At 53.0% G+C, this 17,783-nt stretch carries 18 protein-coding genes; all 18 read left to right on the top strand.

The genetic code is table 11. The annotated features are described in order from the left end of the window. Positions 1-83 precede the first annotated feature (83 nt). The gene (gene rpoB / locus CIG75_RS19770) at positions 84-3,617 is read left to right on the top strand and encodes a DNA-directed RNA polymerase subunit beta (RefSeq protein ID WP_094238160.1); all 3,534 of its coding nucleotides are present in this window, start codon (positions 84-86) and stop codon (positions 3,615-3,617) included. 23 nt (positions 3,618-3,640) lie between these two features. Further along, complete coding sequence (gene rpoC / locus CIG75_RS19765; protein ID WP_094238159.1) at positions 3,641-7,303, top strand: DNA-directed RNA polymerase subunit beta'; 3,663 nt, start codon at positions 3,641-3,643, stop codon at positions 7,301-7,303. 311 nt (positions 7,304-7,614) lie between these two features. Then, positions 7,615-8,034 (top strand): 30S ribosomal protein S12, encoded by a 420-nt coding sequence (gene rpsL / locus CIG75_RS19760; protein WP_094238158.1) that lies wholly within the window; start codon positions 7,615-7,617, stop codon positions 8,032-8,034. Positions 8,035-8,076: 42 nt separating this feature from the next. Beyond that, on the top strand, positions 8,077-8,547 hold the full coding sequence (gene rpsG / locus CIG75_RS19755) for a 30S ribosomal protein S7 (RefSeq protein WP_094238157.1): 471 nt from the start codon (positions 8,077-8,079) through the stop codon (positions 8,545-8,547). Between the two features lie 85 nt (positions 8,548-8,632). Beyond that, on the top strand, positions 8,633-10,708 hold the full coding sequence (gene fusA / locus CIG75_RS19750) for an elongation factor G (RefSeq protein WP_094238156.1): 2,076 nt from the start codon (positions 8,633-8,635) through the stop codon (positions 10,706-10,708). 31 nt (positions 10,709-10,739) lie between these two features. Continuing rightward, on the top strand, positions 10,740-11,927 hold the full coding sequence (gene tuf / locus CIG75_RS19745) for an elongation factor Tu (RefSeq protein WP_094238155.1): 1,188 nt from the start codon (positions 10,740-10,742) through the stop codon (positions 11,925-11,927). Between the two features lie 379 nt (positions 11,928-12,306). Further along, a complete protein-coding gene (gene rpsJ, locus CIG75_RS19740; protein ID WP_094238154.1) occupies positions 12,307-12,615 on the top strand; it encodes a 30S ribosomal protein S10 in 309 nt (102 codons plus the stop codon). Between the two features lie 30 nt (positions 12,616-12,645). Further along, entirely contained in the window at positions 12,646-13,269 is a 624-nt protein-coding gene (gene rplC, locus CIG75_RS19735) for a 50S ribosomal protein L3 (protein ID WP_094238153.1), read from the top strand. 32 nt (positions 13,270-13,301) lie between these two features. Next, positions 13,302-13,922: a 50S ribosomal protein L4 gene (gene rplD, locus CIG75_RS19730; protein ID WP_094238152.1), complete on the top strand. Its 621-nt coding sequence runs from the start codon at positions 13,302-13,304 to the stop codon at positions 13,920-13,922. Continuing rightward, entirely contained in the window at positions 13,922-14,212 is a 291-nt protein-coding gene (gene rplW, locus CIG75_RS19725; RefSeq protein WP_094238151.1) for a 50S ribosomal protein L23, read from the top strand. Before rplD ends, rplW begins: the two co-directional genes overlap by 1 nt. A gap of 22 nt (positions 14,213-14,234) precedes the next feature. After that, a complete protein-coding gene (gene rplB, locus CIG75_RS19720) occupies positions 14,235-15,065 on the top strand; it encodes a 50S ribosomal protein L2 (protein WP_094238150.1) in 831 nt (276 codons plus the stop codon). Between the two features lie 30 nt (positions 15,066-15,095). Beyond that, on the top strand, positions 15,096-15,374 hold the full coding sequence (gene rpsS, locus CIG75_RS19715; protein WP_094238149.1) for a 30S ribosomal protein S19: 279 nt from the start codon (positions 15,096-15,098) through the stop codon (positions 15,372-15,374). A gap of 32 nt (positions 15,375-15,406) precedes the next feature. Then, a complete protein-coding gene (gene rplV / locus CIG75_RS19710) occupies positions 15,407-15,742 on the top strand; it encodes a 50S ribosomal protein L22 (protein ID WP_094238148.1) in 336 nt (111 codons plus the stop codon). A gap of 20 nt (positions 15,743-15,762) precedes the next feature. Continuing rightward, positions 15,763-16,434 carry a 30S ribosomal protein S3 gene (rpsC, locus tag CIG75_RS19705; RefSeq protein WP_094238147.1) on the top strand — a complete coding sequence of 224 codons (672 nt, stop codon included), beginning with the start codon at positions 15,763-15,765 and terminating at the stop codon, positions 16,432-16,434. Between the two features lie 3 nt (positions 16,435-16,437). Continuing rightward, a complete protein-coding gene (gene rplP / locus CIG75_RS19700) occupies positions 16,438-16,872 on the top strand; it encodes a 50S ribosomal protein L16 (RefSeq protein ID WP_094238146.1) in 435 nt (144 codons plus the stop codon). Continuing rightward, positions 16,862-17,059, top strand: a complete 198-nt coding sequence (rpmC, locus tag CIG75_RS19695; RefSeq protein ID WP_087456457.1) for a 50S ribosomal protein L29 — start codon at positions 16,862-16,864, stop codon at positions 17,057-17,059. Before rplP ends, rpmC begins: the two co-directional genes overlap by 11 nt. 27 nt (positions 17,060-17,086) lie before the next feature. Then, a complete protein-coding gene (rpsQ, locus tag CIG75_RS19690; protein WP_094238145.1) occupies positions 17,087-17,350 on the top strand; it encodes a 30S ribosomal protein S17 in 264 nt (87 codons plus the stop codon). 45 nt (positions 17,351-17,395) lie between these two features. Then, positions 17,396-17,764 (top strand): 50S ribosomal protein L14, encoded by a 369-nt coding sequence (gene rplN, locus CIG75_RS19685; protein ID WP_094238144.1) that lies wholly within the window; start codon positions 17,396-17,398, stop codon positions 17,762-17,764. Positions 17,765-17,783 lie beyond the last annotated feature (19 nt).

The raw sequence follows: 17,783 nt of genomic DNA, 5'->3' as shown, positions 1-17,783 counted from the left end.
GAAATGTGTTTACATAACGTATCGCATTTTTATTTTTTTGGTGCGAGCGAGTGTGTGGATCAAAGGTATGAGGGGTGACAGATTTGAAGGGACAACTCGTGCAATACGGCAAAAGGCAGCGTAGAACTTATGCGCGTCTGGAAGAAGTATTGGAACTGCCGAATCTGATTGAGATTCAGCAAAAGTCCTACCAGAACTTCCTCGATGAGGGACTGCGGGAAATGTTCCAAGACATCTCGCCGATCTCTGACTTTACGGGTAACCTTTTGCTGGAGTTTGTAGACTACAGCTTGGGTGATCCGAAGTATTCGGTCGACGAATCGAAGGAGCGCGATGTAACATACGCTGCACCGCTGCGTGTCAAGGTGCGTCTCATCAACCGGGAAACTGGTGAAGTCAAGGAGCAGGAAGTCTTTATGGGTGATTTCCCGCTGATGACAGAGACCGGCACTTTCATCATCAACGGCGCCGAGCGCGTCATTGTTTCTCAGTTGGTTCGTTCCCCAAGCGTCTACTTCAATACCAAGATTGATAAAAACGGGAAGAAGGCGTTCACTGCCACTGTCATCCCGAACCGCGGTGCTTGGCTGGAGTTAGAAACTGACGCGAAAGATATCATCTACGTACGGATCGACCGGACAAGGAAAATCCCTGTGACGGTGCTTTTGCGTGCGCTTGGCTTCTCCACTGACGCTGAGATCCTGAACCTGCTTGGCGAAGATGAATATCTGCGCAACACGCTGGACAAGGACAACACAGAGAACTCCGAGAAGGCGTTACTTGAAATCTATGAGCGTCTTCGCCCGGGTGAACCTCCGACTTTGGAAAATGCCCGCAACTTGCTGATTTCCCGCTTCTTCGATCCGAAGCGTTACGACTTGGCAAATGTCGGCCGCTACAAGATCAACAAGAAGTTACATATTAAGAACCGTTTGCTCGGTCAGCGTCTCGCAGAGACTTTGATCGATCAGAGCACAGGTGAGATCATCGCCGAGGCAGGGATGGTCTTAGATCGTCGACTGCTCGACAAAGTTCTGCCGTGGTTGGAAGGCGACATCAACCATGTCGAGTACAAATCGACTTCCGGCGTTGTGCAGGAAGAGATGATCAATGTACAAGAGATCCGCATCTTCTCCCCGCGCGAAGATGGCAAGGTGATCAAAGTCATCGGCAATGCGAACATCGACAAGAACGTCAAGCATGTTACACCGGCCGACATTCTGGCGTCGATCTCCTATTTCATCAACCTGCTGCATGGCGTTGGCTCTACCGACGACATCGACCACTTGGGCAACCGCCGTCTGCGTTCGGTCGGTGAATTGCTCACCAACCAATTCCGCATCGGTCTCTCCCGGATGGAACGCGTGGTTCGCGAACGCATGTCGATTCAAGATGCGAATGCGATCACGCCGCAAGCGCTGATCAACATCCGTCCTGTGATCGCGGCGATCAAGGAGTTCTTTGGCTCCTCGCAGCTGTCGCAGTTCATGGATCAGACCAACCCGCTGGCAGAACTTACGCACAAGCGTCGCCTGTCCGCACTCGGTCCGGGCGGTTTGACTCGTGAACGCGCAGGCTTTGAAGTCCGCGACGTCCATCACTCTCACTATGGCCGGATGTGCCCGATCGAGACCCCGGAAGGACCGAACATCGGTCTGATCAACTATCTTTCCACCTATGCGCGCATCAACGAGTATGGTTTTATCGAAACTCCGTACCGCCGCGTGGACCCGGAAACCTTGAGAGTCACCGAGCAGATCGACTATCTGACCGCTGATGAAGAGGATAACTACGTCATCGCACAGGCGAACATCAACTTGGATGAAACGGGCAAAATCAACGATGATCAAGTGATCGTCCGCTTCAAAGAGGAGACCTTGCTGCTTCCTCCGGAGCGTGTTGACTACATGGACGTTTCTCCGAAACAGGTCGTCTCCGTCGCAACCGCGTGCATCCCGTTCCTCGAGAACGACGACGCGAACCGCGCGCTGATGGGATCGAACATGCAACGTCAGGCTGTTCCGCTGCTCAAACCGCATGCGCCGTTTGTCGGCACCGGTATGGAGCACAAAGCAGCAAAAGACTCCGGCTCCACCGTCGTTTCCAAGCACACCGGTCTTGTGGAGCGCGTGGCTGCCAACGAAGTGTGGGTTCGTGAACAAAAAGAGATTGACGGCAGACTTGTCAACGGCGATCTGCATAAATATAAACTTCTTAAATTCACCCGTTCCAACCAAGGTACTTGCATCAACCAGCGTCCGATCGTCGCTGCTGGTGAGCAAGTCAAGCGCGGTGACATCTTGGCAGACGGTCCGGCGACCGACTCCGGGGAACTCGCACTTGGCAAGAACGTCATCGTCGCATTTATGACCTGGGAAGGTTACAACTACGAGGATGCGATCCTGCTCTCCGAAAAATTGGTGAAGGAAGACGTGTACACGTCCCTGCACATCGAAGAGTACGAAGCCGAAGCTCGCGACACCAAGCTGGGGCCGGAAGAGATCACCCGCGACATCCCGAACGTTGGTGATGAAGCGCTGAAAAACCTCGACGAGCGCGGGATCATCCGCGTCGGTGCCGAGATCGAAGCAGGCGACATTCTGGTCGGTAAAGTTACGCCGAAGGGCGTCACGGAACTGACGGCTGAAGAGCGCTTGCTGCACGCGATCTTCGGTGAGAAAGCGCGTGAAGTGCGCGACACCTCGCTGCGCGTACCGCATGGCGGCGCTGGGATCATCGTCGATGTAAAAGTGTTCACGCGCGACAACGGCGACGAACTGCCGCCGGGCGTCAACCAACTGGTGCGCGTTTACATCGCACAAAAACGCAAAATTTCTGAAGGTGACAAGATGGCAGGTCGCCACGGTAACAAAGGTGTCGTGGCCCGCATCATGGCTGAAGAAGACATGCCGTTCCTGTCGGATGGCACGCCGGTACAAGTCGTGCTCAACCCGCTGGGCGTACCGTCCCGGATGAACATCGGTCAGGTGTTGGAGACCCACTTGGGGATGGCTGCACGCTACCTCGGTATCTCTGTTGCGACTCCGGTCTTTGACGGCGCTCGTGAAACTGACGTGTTCGATACGCTTGAAGAAGCAGGTCTTCCGCGCGACGGGAAGCAGGTGCTCTACGATGGCCGCACTGGCGAGCCGTTTGAGAACCGCGTCACGGTCGGCTGCGTTTACATGCTGAAGCTTCACCACTTGGTCGATGATAAGATCCATGCTCGTTCCACTGGCCCGTACTCGCTCGTTACGCAACAACCGCTCGGCGGTAAGGCGCAGTTCGGTGGTCAGCGCTTCGGGGAGATGGAAGTTTGGGCGCTCGAAGCATACGGCGCTGCATACACCCTGCAAGAGATCCTCACCGTCAAGTCTGACGATGTGGTTGGCCGCGTGAAGACATATGAAGCGATCGTCAAAGGTGAAAACGTTCCGGAACCGGGCGTGCCTGAATCGTTCAAAGTGTTGATCAAGGAACTTCAGTCTCTCGGTATGGACGTGAAGATCCTCTCGGAAGATGAGCAAGAGATCGTGATGCGTGAAAGCGACGAAGACGATGATTCGGGTGAAAAACTCAACCTGAATTTGTCCGCTCGTGAGGTCGCTGACGAGTAAGAACGAAAAGGGAGGTAGGCCCCTTGTTGGACGTCAACAACTTTGAGTACATGAAGATCGGGTTGGCATCCCCGGAAAAGATCCGCTCGTGGTCGCACGGGGAAGTCAAAAAGCCTGAGACGATCAACTACCGGACCCTCAAGCCTGAAAAAGAAGGTCTGTTTTGCGAAAAAATCTTCGGACCCACTCGCGACTGGGAATGTCATTGCGGCAAATACAAGCGCGTTCGCTATAAAGGCGTCGTCTGTGATCGCTGCGGTGTAGAAGTCACGCGTGCAAAAGTCCGTCGGGAGCGTATGGGGCACATCGAACTTGCTGCCCCGGTCTCCCATATCTGGTACTTCAAAGGCATCCCGAGCCGCATGGGTCTCGTTCTCGACATGAGCCCGCGCTCGCTCGAGGAAGTAATCTACTTCGCATCCTACGTGGTAACCTCTGCGGGCGATACGCCGCTTGAATACAAGCAGCTGCTGTCCGAGAAGGAATATCGTTCGTATCGCGAAAAGTACGGGTACGCTTTTGATGCTGGTATGGGGGCAGAAGCGATCAAGAAACTTCTGCTTCAAGTCGAAGTGGAAAAAGAAGTCGTGCAGTTGAAAGAAGAGCTGAAGACCGCTCAAGGCCAGCGTCGCAACCGTGCGATCAAGCGCCTTGAGGTGATGGAAGCGTTCCGCACGTCCTCCAACGCACCGTCTTGGATGATTCTCGACGTGCTGCCGGTCATTCCGCCGGAACTGCGCCCGATGGTCCAATTGGACGGCGGCCGTTTTGCGACTTCCGACTTGAACGACCTGTACCGTCGCGTGATCAACCGGAACAACCGCCTCAAGCGTCTGCTTGATCTCGGTGCACCGGACATCATCGTGCAAAATGAAAAGCGGATGTTGCAAGAAGCGGTCGATGCGCTGATCGACAACGGCCGTCGTGGTCGTCCGGTCACCGGTCCTGGTAACCGTCCGCTCAAATCGCTCTCCCACATGTTGAAGGGGAAACAAGGCCGCTTCCGTCAAAACTTGCTCGGGAAGCGTGTTGACTACTCCGGCCGTTCCGTTATCGTTGTCGGTCCGCACCTGCGTATGTATCAGTGCGGTCTGCCAAAAGAGATGGCGCTTGAGCTGTTCAAGCCGTTCGTCATGAAGGAACTGGTGGCGAAAGGTCTCGCCCACAACATCAAGAGCGCGAAGCGCAAAGTAGAGCGTGTCTCCGCAGAAGTTTGGGACGTACTCGAAGAGGTGATCAAGGAACATCCGGTGCTCCTCAACCGCGCACCAACCTTGCACCGACTTGGGATTCAGGCGTTCGAACCGACACTGGTCGAAGGCCGTGCGATCAAACTCCATCCGCTCGTCTGTACGGCGTACAACGCCGACTTCGACGGCGACCAGATGGCAGTTCACGTTCCGCTCTCGGCAGAAGCACAAGCGGAAGCGAGACTGTTGATGCTGGCTGCACACAACATCCTCAACCCGAAAGACGGCAAGCCGGTCGTCACGCCGACGCAGGACATGGTTCTCGGCTCCTATTACCTGACCATGGACCGCATCAGTGAACACGGTGAGGGTCGTGTGTTCCACTCGCCGACCGAAGCGGTGATGGCGTATGATACGGGTCAAATGTCCCTGCATACGCGAATCATCATTCCGGCGAAAGTGCTCGGCAAAACTTCGTTTACCGAAGCGCAGCAAAATTCGTATCTGATCACCACGCCTGGTAAGATCATCTTCAACGAAATCTTCCCGGCCGACTTCCCCTACATCAACTCGGCGAAGCAGGAGAACCTGCTGAAGGGGACGCCCGATCAGTTCTTCATTTTTGACAAGTCGTCCGACTTCCGTGAGGCGGCTGCCAACCTTGAAGCGCAGTCTGCTGTCGTCAAAGGCTACTTAGGCCAGATCATCGCAGAATGCTTCCGTCGCTACGGCACGACTGTCACCTCGGAGACGCTCGATAAGATCAAGGCGTTGGCGTTCAAATACTCGACCAGAGCAGGGATCACCATCTCTGTAGCGGACATCATCGTTCCGAAGGCGAAGTACGACGTGATCACACAAGCGGAGGAAAAGGTTGCCTCGGTAACCAAGCAGTTCCGCCGTGGTCTGATCACCGATGATGAGCGCTATGACCGTGTCATCTCCGTCTGGTCGAAAGCGAAAGACGAGATCACAACCGTTTTGATGGGCTCGCTCGACCGCTTCAACCCGATTTACATGATGGCGCACTCCGGTGCGCGCGGTAACGTATCGCAGATCACCCAGCTCGCAGGGATGCGCGGTCTGATGGCGAACCCGTCGGGTCGGATCATCGAGTTGCCGATCAAGTCGAACTTCCGCGAAGGTCTGACCGTTCTCGAGTACTTCATCTCGACGCACGGTGCGCGTAAAGGTCTTGCCGATACCGCGCTGCGTACTGCCGACTCCGGTTACCTCACCCGTCGTCTCGTTGACGTTGCACAAGACGTCATCGTCCGTCAGCAAGATTGCGGCACCGACAAAGGGGTATGGGCGGAAGAGATTCGCGATGGCAAGGAAGTCATCGAGGAATTGATCGACCGCATCGTCGGTCGCATCGCGTTCCAACCGGTCGTTCACCCGGAAACTGGCGAAGTGATCGTGGAGGAGAACGAACTGATCGACGAGGAGATGGGCCGTACGATCATCGCGGCCGACATCGAGCGCGTCTACATCCGTTCGATCACCGCTTGCCGCACTCAGCATGGCGTCTGCATCAATTGCTACGGACGCAACCTGGCGACAGGCAATATGGTTGAGATCGGTGAAGCGGTCGGCATCATCGCCGCACAGTCGATCGGTGAACCGGGTACCCAGCTCACCATGCGTACGTTCCATACCGGGGGCGTTGCGGGTGATGACATCACCCAAGGTTTGCCGCGTATCCAAGAGCTGTTTGAAGCTCGTAACCCGAAAGGTCAAGCGATCATCACGGAGATCGACGGCGCTGTGTCTGACATTCGTGAAGTCAAAGACAAGCGCGAGATCGAGATTTCCGGTAACGCTGAAGTCAAAGTGTATCCGGTTCCGTACGGTTCTCGGATCCGCGTGACCAAAGGTCAGGTGATCGAGGCTGGTGATGAGCTGACCGAAGGTTCGATTGACCCGAAAGACATGCTGAAAGTCAAAGGGATTCATGGCGTGCAGATGTACTTGCTGCGCGAAGTACAGCGCGTATACCGTCTGCAAGGCGTTGAGATCAATGACAAGCACGTTGAGGTCATGGTCCGTCAGATGTTGCGCAAAGTCCGCATTATCGACGCAGGAGACACCAACCTGCTGCCGGGTACCTATGTTGACATCTATGAGTTTGAGAAGGCCAACCTGCCTGTGCTGATTGGCGGCACTGGCGAGCCGGCTGTCGCGCGTCCGGCGCTGCTTGGTATTACCAAAGCATCGCTTGAAACCGACTCCTTCCTGTCGGCTGCTTCCTTCCAGGAGACCACTCGTGTCCTGACCGAAGCGGCGATCAAGGGGAAAGTGGACCGTCTGCTCGGCCTCAAAGAGAACGTCATCATCGGGAAGCTGGTTCCGGCCGGCACCGGTATGTCGCGTTATCGCAACATCAAGATTGAAGATGGCACCGAATCGAACGAAGAAACAGCTTCGACTGACATCGAGAACCAAGAAGAGATCGTTGGATCTGAATTGGAGACGGTTGAAACGGTCGTTGAATAATGCAGGCGGTAGGAAGGCGCTCCCTTACAGCGGGCGCCTTCCCGCTGACTGTCCTGTCGAATATTAAAAATATGTTTGCAGCACACCAGAAGGTGTTGACTTACCACGAACTAGGTGGTACAATCTCGTAGTGTGCCTGAGGTCATCGTTTTTAGACAAGCAGTCATGATTGCTGGTGGCTGTGTCGCACATCGCTTGTCATTAGGTATTTTGGCTGGCTGATACTAGTTCGCCACGTACCTTTTTCATTTGCCTAACCATGAGCCACCGGGCTCTGTGGACTTGAAAATTTGGAAGGAGGTGCAGCATCAATGCCGACAATTAACCAATTGGTACGCAAAGGCCGCAAGACTGTCGAGAAAAAATCGACTGCACCGGCGCTGCAAAAAGGTTACAACAGCTTCGTAAAGGAGCAAACCGATCTGCCGTCCCCGCAAAAACGTGGGGTTTGCACTCGTGTAGGAACCATGACCCCGAAAAAACCGAACTCCGCACTGCGTAAGTATGCGCGTGTTCGTTTGACTAACGGTATCGAGGTTACCGCATACATCCCGGGTATCGGCCACAACTTGCAAGAACACAGCGTGGTTCTCGTTCGTGGCGGTCGTGTAAAAGACCTTCCGGGTGTACGTTATCACATCGTTCGTGGCGCACTGGACACTGCAGGCGTGAAAGACCGCATGCAAGCTCGTTCCAAGTACGGCGCGAAACGTCCGAAAGCGAAGAAATAATAACTGCTCTTAATGCAGAAACACCGAAAGGAGGCGAATCGCATGCCGCGTAAAGGTCCAGTACCGCGCCGTGACGTGCTGCCGGATCCGGTTTACGGATCCAAATTGGTAACCCGTCTGGCTAACAAACTGATGTACGATGGCAAGAAAGGCACTGCGCAAGGCGCAGTTTACGAAGCGTTCGACAAAATCCGTGAGAAGACAGGCAACGATCCGTTGGAAGTTTTCGAAACGGCTATGAAGAACATCATGCCTGTTCTTGAAGTTAAAGCTCGCCGTGTAGGGGGCGCGAACTACCAAGTTCCGATCGAGGTTCGTCCGGAGCGCCGAGTAACCCTCGCAATCCGTTGGGTCGTCGATTACTCCCGCAAACGCAACGAGAAAACCATCGTGGACAAACTGGCTAACGAGCTGATGGATGCTGCCAACAACACTGGCGGTTCCGTGAAGCGTCGTGAAGACATGCACAAGATGGCTGAAGCGAACAGAGCGTTTGCTCACTACCGTTGGTAGGATAAGAAAATTACGTGTTCGGATAGGTTCTCATTGGATCTGTCCGATCACCTGTGTACTTATTTGAGAAAGGAGGATGTGCCGTATGTCCCGTAAGTTCCCTCTTGAGAGAACGAGAAACATTGGTATCATGGCTCACATCGACGCTGGTAAAACCACTACCACCGAGCGCGTCCTGTTCTACACCGGCCGCGTGCATAAGATCGGTGAAACGCACGAAGGTGGAGCGACGATGGACTGGATGGTCCAGGAGCAAGAGCGTGGTATCACGATCACATCCGCTGCAACCACTGCAGAATGGAACGACCACCGCATCAACATTATCGACACACCAGGTCACGTGGACTTCACTGTAGAAGTTGAGCGTTCCCTGCGCGTCCTCGATGGTTCGGTTGGCGTATTCTGCGCTAAGGGCGGTGTTGAACCGCAGTCCGAGACCGTATGGCGCCAAGCGGACAAATACCACGTTCCGCGTATTGCCTACGTCAACAAAATGGACATCATCGGTGCCGACTTCTTCCGTTGCGTTGACATGATGCGCGACCGCCTGAAGGCGAACGCTGTGCCGATCCAATTGCCGATCGGTGCAGAAGACACCTTCAAAGGCATGGTTGACCTTGTCACCATGACAGCGATCATCTACACTGATGACCTTGGTAAAACCTCTGAGCAAGCTGAAATTCCGGCTGACCTCAAGGATCGCGCTGAAGAACTGCGTGCTGCTCTCGTAGAAGCTGTCGCAGAACTTGACGAAGAGCTGATGATGAAATACCTCGAAGGTGAAGAGATCACCACCGAGGAGATCAAAGCTGCTCTGCGCAAAGGCGTAATCAACGTTCAGATCATCCCGGTTCTGTGCGGTTCCTCGTACAAGAACAAAGGCGTACAGCCGATGCTGGATGCTGTTGTTGACTACATGCCGGCTCCGACCGACGTTCCGGCGATCAAAGGTGTAACCGATGACGGTGAAGAGACTGAGCGTCCGTCCTCCGACAGCGAGCCGTTCTCGGCTCTGGCGTTCAAGATCATGACTGACCCGTTCGTAGGTAAACTGGCGTTCTTCCGCGTTTACTCTGGTGTGCTTTCTTCGGGCTCCTATGTCCTGAACTCCACCAAAGGTAAGCGTGAACGTATCGGCCGTATCCTGCAAATGCACGCAAACCACCGCGAAGAGATCACGACCGTTTACTCGGGCGACATCGCTGCTGCAGTTGGTTTGAAAGACACCACTACCGGTGATACCCTGTGCGACGAGAAGAACGTTGTTATTCTCGAGTCCATGGAATTCCCGGAGCCGGTTATCTCCCTCTCCCTCGAGCCGAAGTCCAAAGCAGACCAAGACAAACTTGGTATCGCTCTTTCCAAGCTCGCTGAGGAAGACCCGACTTTCAAAACCTACACCGACCAAGAGACTGGTCAAACGATCATCTCCGGTATGGGTGAATTGCACCTTGAAATCATCGTTGACCGTCTTCTGCGTGAATTCAAAGTTGAAACCAACGTTGGTAAACCGCAGGTTGCGTACAAAGAGACCATCACTTCCAAAGTGAAGATCGAAGGTAAATTCGTACGTCAGTCCGGTGGTAAAGGTCAATACGGTCACGTTTGGCTTGAGCTCGAACCGCTTGAGCGTGGCGCTGGCTACCAATTCGAAAACAAGATCGTCGGCGGTGTTGTTCCTCGCGAATACGTCCCGGCTGTCGATAACGGTATTCAAGAAGCTATGGGCAACGGTATCCTCGCAGGTTACCCGCTCATCGACATGAAAGCTACGATCATCGATGGTTCCTACCATGACGTTGACTCCTCCGAGATGGCGTTTAAGATCGCAGGCTCCATGGCATTGAAAGCCGGCGCTGTGAAAGCAAACCCGGTTATTCTTGAGCCGATCATGAAGGTTGAAGTTATCGTACCGGAAGAGTACATGGGCGATATCATGGGTGACGTTAACTCTCGTCGCGGTCGTATCGAGGGTATGGAAACTCGTGCGGGTGCTCAAGTAATCCGTGCGTTCATTCCGCTCTCCGAAATGTTCGGTTACGCAACCACTCTGCGTTCCCGTACGCAAGGCCGCGGTCAGTACTCGATGGAGTTCAACTCTTTCGAAGATACCCCGAAATCGATCACACAAGAAATTATCGCCAAAAACAAAGGCGAGTAATTTATATACGAAATAAGAGGAGTTGACCAAAATGGCAAAAGCTAAATTTGAGCGTAACAAGCCGCACGTTAACATTGGTACCATCGGTCACGTTGACCATGGTAAAACCACTCTGACTGCAGCAATCACCACTTACCTGGCGAAAAAGGGCGGCGCGCAAGCAATGGCGTACGACGCAATCGACAAAGCTCCGGAAGAGCGTGAGCGCGGTATCACCATCAACACTTCCCACGTTGAGTACGAGACGGAAAACCGTCACTACGCACACGTAGACTGCCCGGGCCATGCCGACTATGTTAAAAACATGATCACCGGTGCTGCTCAAATGGACGGCGCGATCCTGGTTGTTTCCGCAGCTGACGGCCCGATGCCGCAAACTCGTGAACACATCCTGCTGTCCCGCCAAGTAGGCGTTCCGTACATCGTTGTATTCATGAACAAATGCGACATGGTTGACGATGAAGAACTCCTCGAGCTGGTTGAAATGGAAATCCGTGACCTGCTCTCCGAGTACGAATTCCCGGGCGACGATATCCCGGTAATCAAAGGTTCCGCTCTGAAAGCTCTCGAAGGCGACGCTGATTGGGAGACTCGCATCGACGAGCTGATGGCTTCCGTTGACTCCTACATCCCGGAACCGACTCGTCAAACTGACAAGCCGTTCCTGATGCCGGTTGAGGACGTGTTCACCATCACTGGTCGTGGTACCGTTGCTACTGGCCGTGTTGAGCGCGGTGAGCTCAAAGTTGGCGACAACGTAGAAATCGTTGGTTTGGTTGAAGAAACCAAGTCCACCGTTGCTACCGGTATCGAGATGTTCCGCAAACTGCTTGACTCCGCTCAAGCTGGTGACAACATCGGCGCACTGCTGCGTGGTGTTGACCGCAACAACATCGAGCGCGGCCAAGTAATCTGCAAACCGGGCTCCATCAAGTCGCACACCACCTTCAAAGCAGAACTTTACGTTCTGACCAAAGAAGAGGGTGGCCGTCACACCCCGTTCTTCCAAGGCTACCGTCCGCAGTTCTACGTTCGTACAACTGACGTAACTGGTATCGTTAAGCTGCCGGAAGGTACTGAAATGGTTATGCCGGGCGACAACATCTCCGTTGACGTTGAGCTGATCTCCGGAATCGCTCTCGAAGATGGTACTCGTTTCGCTATCCGTGAAGGCGGCCGTACTGTTGGTGCAGGCGTAGTTGCTTCCATCATCAAGTAATTGCCCTTTCTGCTAAAGAGGATGAATCTTTCGAGATTCATCCTCTTTTTTTATTTTCACGATTTTCCATCACGATTGCCTTTGACTTTTTCCGCATCTTCATCTAAAATAGAAAAAGTGTCCTACTGAAGCCTAGACAACACGCTCGTGTGTTTCATAAAACATACACTCCGCTTGGAGATCGAATATTTTTGTGAAGTACCGGACGAATGACTTGTCTTTTACGAGTTTAGGTAGTATACTTTTAAATTGTTGGTCTTGACTGCGATGATGCGGAAGGTTGCTGAGGTGCCGAATGCTTTTGCCATATGCGGCACGGATCAGGTAAATTTTCGCGGAGTATGTCCACTACAAAATGGGCGAAAAGGAGGGAACACATATGGCGAAACAGAAAATCCGTATCCGTTTGAAAGCTTACGATCACAAAATTCTCGACACTTCTGCTGAGAAAATTGTTGAAACCGCTAAGCGTTCCGGTGCTTCCGTATCGGGTCCGATCCCGCTTCCGACTGAGAAGGCGATCTACACGATCCTGCGTGCACCGCACAAATACAAGGATGCGCGTGAGCAGTTTGAAATGCGTACGCATAAACGTCTGATTGACATCGTTAATCCGACGCCGCAAACTGTTGATGCTTTGATGCGACTTGATCTGCCGTCTGGCGTTGATATTGAGATCAAGCTCTAAACCCTATTTCTAATTTGAGGAGGTGTCAACATGAAAGGTATCTTGGGACGTAAACTCGGTATGACTCAGGTGTTTACTGAAGACGGCAACGTCGTTCCGGTAACTGTTATCGAAGCAGGCCCGAACGTAGTTCTTCAAAAGAAAGACCTTGCAAACGATGGCTACGAAGCGATCCAGCTCGGTTTTGCTGACAAGAAGAACGTTAACAAGCCGGCGCAAGGCCATGCAGCAAAAGCAAACACCACCCCCAAGCGCTACGTTCGTGAAATGCGCGGAGTTGATCTGGCAGCATACGAAGTAGGTCAAGTCTTGAATGCTGACGTATTTGCAGCTGGTGAAGTAATCGATGTTGTTGGTGTATCGAAGGGTAAAGGTTTCGCTGGTGCGATCAAGCGCCACAACCAATCCCGCGGTCCGATGGCTCACGGTTCTCGTTACCATCGTCGCCCTGGTTCCCTCGGTTCCATCAACCCGGGCCGCGTATTTAAAGGACAAACTCTCCCGGGTCGTATGGGTGGCGAGCGTGTAACCGTTCAGAACCTCGAAGTCATCAAAGTTGACACCGAGCGCAACCTGCTGCTCGTTAAAGGTTCTATTCCGGGTCCGAAAAACTCTTTCGTAACAGTCAAATCGGCTGTTAAGTCGGGTAAATAAATCACTTCTATAGGAAAGGAGGAGACCCCTACATGCCGAAAGTGCCTGTATATAACATTAGTGGCTCCCAAGTTGGTGAGATCGAACTCTCCGAAACTGTGTTCGGTATTACCCCGAATCAGCACGTACTGCACGAAGCAGTTGTGATGCAACTCGCATCTCTGCGCCGTGGTACACACGATGTTAAAAACCGTTCTGAAGTTCGTGGCGGCGGCCGCAAACCGTGGCGTCAAAAGGGTACCGGTCGTGCGCGCCAAGGTTCCATCCGCTCCCCTCAATGGGTAGGCGGCGGTACCGTATTTGGTCCGACCCCGCGTTCCTACGCTTACAAGCTTCCGAAGAAAGTTCGTCGTCTGGCGCTGAAATCTGCGCTCGCAACGAAAGTGAACGCGAACGAAATCTTCGTTCTGGATGCGTTGACTCTTGACGCTCCGAAGACGAAAGATATGGTGAAGCTCCTGAACAACCTGAAAGTCGGCAAAGCTCTGATCGTTGCTGGTGAGCAAGATGCGAACATCGCTCTCTCCGCTCGCAACATCCCGGGCGTGAAATTCGTCGATGCAACTGGTATCAACGTACTGGATCTTCTCCATCATGACGCACTGGTCATTACAAAAGACGCAGTGGCTAAAGTCGAGGAGGTGTTCGCATAATGAAGAACGCACGCGACATCATCAAGCGTCCGGTGATCACCGAGCGCTCCAGTGACCTGATGGAAGTAAACAAGTTCGTTTTCGAAGTAGATCTGAAAGCGAACAAAACGGAAATTAAAGTAGCTCTCGAAGAAATCTTCGGCGTAACTGTTGATAAGGTAAACACCTTGCGCGTTCCGTCTAAGAAAAAGCGCGTTGGCCGCCACGTTGGCCAAACGTCCGAGTGGAAAAAGGCGATTGTGACCTTGACCGCGGACTCGAAACCGCTTAACTTCTTCGAAGGTGCTTAATCACTAAGAAGGAGGGACACCTATGGGTATCAAGAAGTATAAACCGACGTCTCCGGGTCGTCGTTTCATGTCCGTTCTGACCTATGAAGAACTGACCACCGACAAACCCGAAAAATCCCTTCTGCTGCCGTTGCACAACAAAGGTGGCCGTAACAACACAGGGAGAACTACCGTTCGTCATCAAGGTGGCGGCGCGAAGCGTCAATACCGCATCATTGACTTCAAACGCAACAAAGATGGCATTCCGGGCCGCGTTGCTACGATCGAATACGATCCGAACCGTACCTCTTTCATCGCCCTGATCAACTACGTTGACGGCGAGAAGCGTTACATCATCGCTCCGGTAGGCCTGAAAGTTGGCGATGTGATCCAATCCGGTACTGATGTCGATATCAAAGTCGGCAACGCACTGCCGCTGGCTAACATCCCGGTAGGTACCGTGATCCACAACATCGAGCTGAAAGCTGGCAAAGGCGGCCAAATCGCTCGCGCTGCAGGCGCTGAAGCTCAACTTCTTGCAAAAGAAGGCGATTACTGCCACGTGCGCTTGGCTTCTGGCGAAGTTCGCTTGATCCGTTCCGAGTGCAAAGCTACCATCGGTCAAGTCGGCAACCCCGACCACGAGCTGGTGAACATCGGTAAAGCAGGCCGTAACCGTCACAAAGGCATCCGCCCGACTGTCCGCGGTGTTGTAATGAACCCGAACGATCACCCGCACGGTGGTGGTGAAGGTCGCGCTCCGATCGGCCGCAAGTCTCCGATGTCCCCGTGGGGCAAACCGACTCTCGGCAAGAAGACTCGCAAGAAGAACAAGCAATCTAGCAAATATATTGTTCGTTCTCGCAAGAAGTAATCTAACCGCCTAACGAAGGGAGGTACTAAAATGGGTCGCTCTCTTAAAAAAGGACCGTTTGTAGACGATCATCTCATGAAGAAAGTTGAAGAGATGAACGCTGCCGGCGACAAAAAGGTTATCAAAACCTGGTCTCGCCGTTCCACGATCTTCCCGGACTTCATCGGCCACACCTTTGCGGTATATGATGGCCGCAAGCACGTGCCGGTGTACGTGACTGAAGACATGGTAGGTCACAAGCTGGGTGAATTCGCTCCGACTCGTTCCTACAAAGGACACGGAGCTGACGAGAAAACATCTCGCCGCTAATATTTAATGATCGGTAGAGAGGAGGTAATACTATGCAAACTGCGAAGGCAGTCGCTCGTACCGTGCGTATCGCACCGCGCAAAGTTCGTCTCGTTGTGGACTTGATCCGTGGTAAGAAAGCTTCGGAAGCGATCGCGATCCTCAAGTACACTCCGAAAGCTGCATCTCCGGTTGTTGAAAAGGTTCTGAACTCCGCTCTGGCGAACGCAGACCACAACTACAACCTGGATCTTGACAGCCTCTATGTTAAAGAAGTTTTCGTGGATCAAGGCCCGACCCTGAAGCGCTTCCGTCCGCGCGCACAAGGCCGTGCATTCCGTATTCACAAGCGCACCAGCCACATCACCGTGGTACTGGGTGAAAAGTAGTCAAGAAGGAGGGATAACGGATGGGACAAAAGGTTAACCCAATTGGCCTTCGCGTTGGTATCATTCGCGACTGGGAGTCGAAATGGTTTGCTAACAAGAAGGAATACACCGAACTGCTTCACGAAGACATCAAAGTTCGTGAGTATATCGAGAACCGCCTGAAAGATGCATCTGTTGCTACGGTAGAAATCGAACGGGCTGCAAACCGTATCAACGTAACCATTCACACCGCTAAGCCGGGTATGGTAATTGGTAAAGGCGGCGCTGAGGTTGATGCACTGCGCACCGCTCTGTCCAACATGACAGGCAAGCGTGTTCACATCAACATCGCTGAAATCAAGCATCCGGACATGAACGCTCATTTGGTTGCTGTAAACATCGCACAACAGCTCGAACGCCGTATCGCGTTCCGTCGTGCAATGAAGCAATCGATCCAGCGCACCATGCGTACCGGCGCTAAGGGTATCAAAGTACAAGTATCCGGTCGTCTCGGCGGCGCTGAGATCGCACGTACCGAAGGCTACTCCGAAGGTACTGTGCCGTTGCACACTCTGCGTGCTGACATCGACTACGCTCACTACGAAGCTCACACCACCTACGGCCGTATCGGCGTTAAAGTGTGGATCTATCGTGGCGAAGTACTGCCTACCCGCGGCGCGAAGAAAGTAGCTGCCGAAGAAGGGGGTAAGTAAGACATGTTGTTGCCAAAACGCGTCAAGCACCGTAAAGAACATCGCGGCAGCATGGCTGGCCGTACCAAAGGCGGCGAGTCTGTAGCTTTTGGTGAATACGGTCTGCAAGCTCTCGAACCGGCTTGGATCACCAACCGTCAAATCGAAGCTGCACGTATCGCGATGACCCGTTACATCAAACGTGGCGGTAAAGTATGGATCAAAATCTTCCCAAGCAAACCTGTGACTGCGAAACCGGCTGAAACTCGTATGGGTGCTGGTAAAGGGTCTCCGGAAAAATGGGTAGCGGTTGTTAAACCGGGCCGCATCATGTTCGAGTTGGCTGGCGTACCGGAAGAGATTGCACGCGAAGCGATGCGTCTTGCTATGCACAAACTGCCGATCAAGTGCAAGTTTGTAAAACGCGAAGAAGTGGGTGGTGAGGCAGATGAAAGTTAAAGACATCCGTAACTTGTCCACCGTTGAGATCGAAACAAAAGTCAACGATTTGAAAGACGAGCTGTTCAACCTGCGTTTCCAACTCGCAACGGGTCAGCTCGACAACCCGATGCGCATTCGTGAAGTCCGCAAGGATATCGCACGTGCCAAAACGATCCTCAGAGAGCGCGAACTGGGTATCGGCTAATCTCTCCGCTAGGAAGGAGGAAATAGGATGAGCGAGCGTAACACCCGCAAAGTCCGTACTGGTAAAGTCGTATCTGATAAAATGGATAAGACGATCGTTGTTTCTGTTGAAGAACAGAAAAAACACCCGCTGTACGGCAAGCTTGTTCTCGTATCGACGAAGTTTAAGGCTCACGATGAAAACAACACCGCTAAAGTTGGCGACATCGTGAAAATCATGGAAACCCGTCCGCTGTCGAAAGATAAGCGCTGGCGTCTTGTTGAAGTCGTAGAGGAAGCAGTAATCCTCTAATCGGAACCTAGAGTCAATTGACTCACTTGGAAGGAGGTCCTAGGCATGATTCAACAGCAATCCCGTCTGACTGTAGCAGACAACTCTGGTGCAAAAGAAATCATGTGCTTCCGCGTACTTGGTGGCTCGAACCGCAGAACCGCAAACATCGGTGATATCATCGTTGCTTCCGTGAAAAGTGCAACACCAGGTGGCGTTGTCAAGAAGGGTGACGTTGTTAAAGCGGTAATCGTTCGTTCGAAGACCGGTAGCCGCCGTAAGGATGGCACTTATATCAAGTTCGACGAAAACGCAGCTGTCATCATTAAAGAAGATAAGTCTCCGCGCGGTACCCGTATCTTCGGGCCAGTAGCTCGTGAACTGCGTGAAAAAGACTTCATGAAGATCATCTCTCTGGCACCTGAAGTGCTGTAATCGCGAATTAAGTTTCAGG

Origin of the sequence: Tumebacillus algifaecis (assembly GCF_002243515.1) — a bacterium.
Taxonomy (GTDB): Bacteria; Bacillota; Bacilli; order Tumebacillales; family Tumebacillaceae; genus Tumebacillus_A; species Tumebacillus_A algifaecis.
This window is presented reverse-complemented; position numbering and strand designations above follow the sequence as displayed.

What these genes read in the sequence shown, in the direction of transcription:
- rpmC (WP_087456457.1), top strand. Translation starts at nt 16,862, where the DNA reads ATGAAAGTTAAAGACATCCGTAACTTGTCCACCGTTGAGATCGAAACA.
- rplD (WP_094238152.1), top strand. Translation starts at nt 13,302, where the DNA reads ATGCCGAAAGTGCCTGTATATAACATTAGTGGCTCCCAAGTTGGTGAG.
- rpsC (WP_094238147.1), top strand. Translation starts at nt 15,763, where the DNA reads ATGGGACAAAAGGTTAACCCAATTGGCCTTCGCGTTGGTATCATTCGC.
- rplC (WP_094238153.1), top strand. Translation starts at nt 12,646, where the DNA reads ATGAAAGGTATCTTGGGACGTAAACTCGGTATGACTCAGGTGTTTACT.
- rpsS (WP_094238149.1), top strand. Translation starts at nt 15,096, where the DNA reads ATGGGTCGCTCTCTTAAAAAAGGACCGTTTGTAGACGATCATCTCATG.
- rplP (WP_094238146.1), top strand. Translation starts at nt 16,438, where the DNA reads ATGTTGTTGCCAAAACGCGTCAAGCACCGTAAAGAACATCGCGGCAGC.
- fusA (WP_094238156.1), top strand. Translation starts at nt 8,633, where the DNA reads ATGTCCCGTAAGTTCCCTCTTGAGAGAACGAGAAACATTGGTATCATG.
- tuf (WP_094238155.1), top strand. Translation starts at nt 10,740, where the DNA reads ATGGCAAAAGCTAAATTTGAGCGTAACAAGCCGCACGTTAACATTGGT.
- rplV (WP_094238148.1), top strand. Translation starts at nt 15,407, where the DNA reads ATGCAAACTGCGAAGGCAGTCGCTCGTACCGTGCGTATCGCACCGCGC.
- rpsL (WP_094238158.1), top strand. Translation starts at nt 7,615, where the DNA reads ATGCCGACAATTAACCAATTGGTACGCAAAGGCCGCAAGACTGTCGAG.
- rplB (WP_094238150.1), top strand. Translation starts at nt 14,235, where the DNA reads ATGGGTATCAAGAAGTATAAACCGACGTCTCCGGGTCGTCGTTTCATG.
- rplN (WP_094238144.1), top strand. Translation starts at nt 17,396, where the DNA reads ATGATTCAACAGCAATCCCGTCTGACTGTAGCAGACAACTCTGGTGCA.
- rpsG (WP_094238157.1), top strand. Translation starts at nt 8,077, where the DNA reads ATGCCGCGTAAAGGTCCAGTACCGCGCCGTGACGTGCTGCCGGATCCG.
- rpsJ (WP_094238154.1), top strand. Translation starts at nt 12,307, where the DNA reads ATGGCGAAACAGAAAATCCGTATCCGTTTGAAAGCTTACGATCACAAA.
- rplW (WP_094238151.1), top strand. Translation starts at nt 13,922, where the DNA reads ATGAAGAACGCACGCGACATCATCAAGCGTCCGGTGATCACCGAGCGC.
- rpsQ (WP_094238145.1), top strand. Translation starts at nt 17,087, where the DNA reads ATGAGCGAGCGTAACACCCGCAAAGTCCGTACTGGTAAAGTCGTATCT.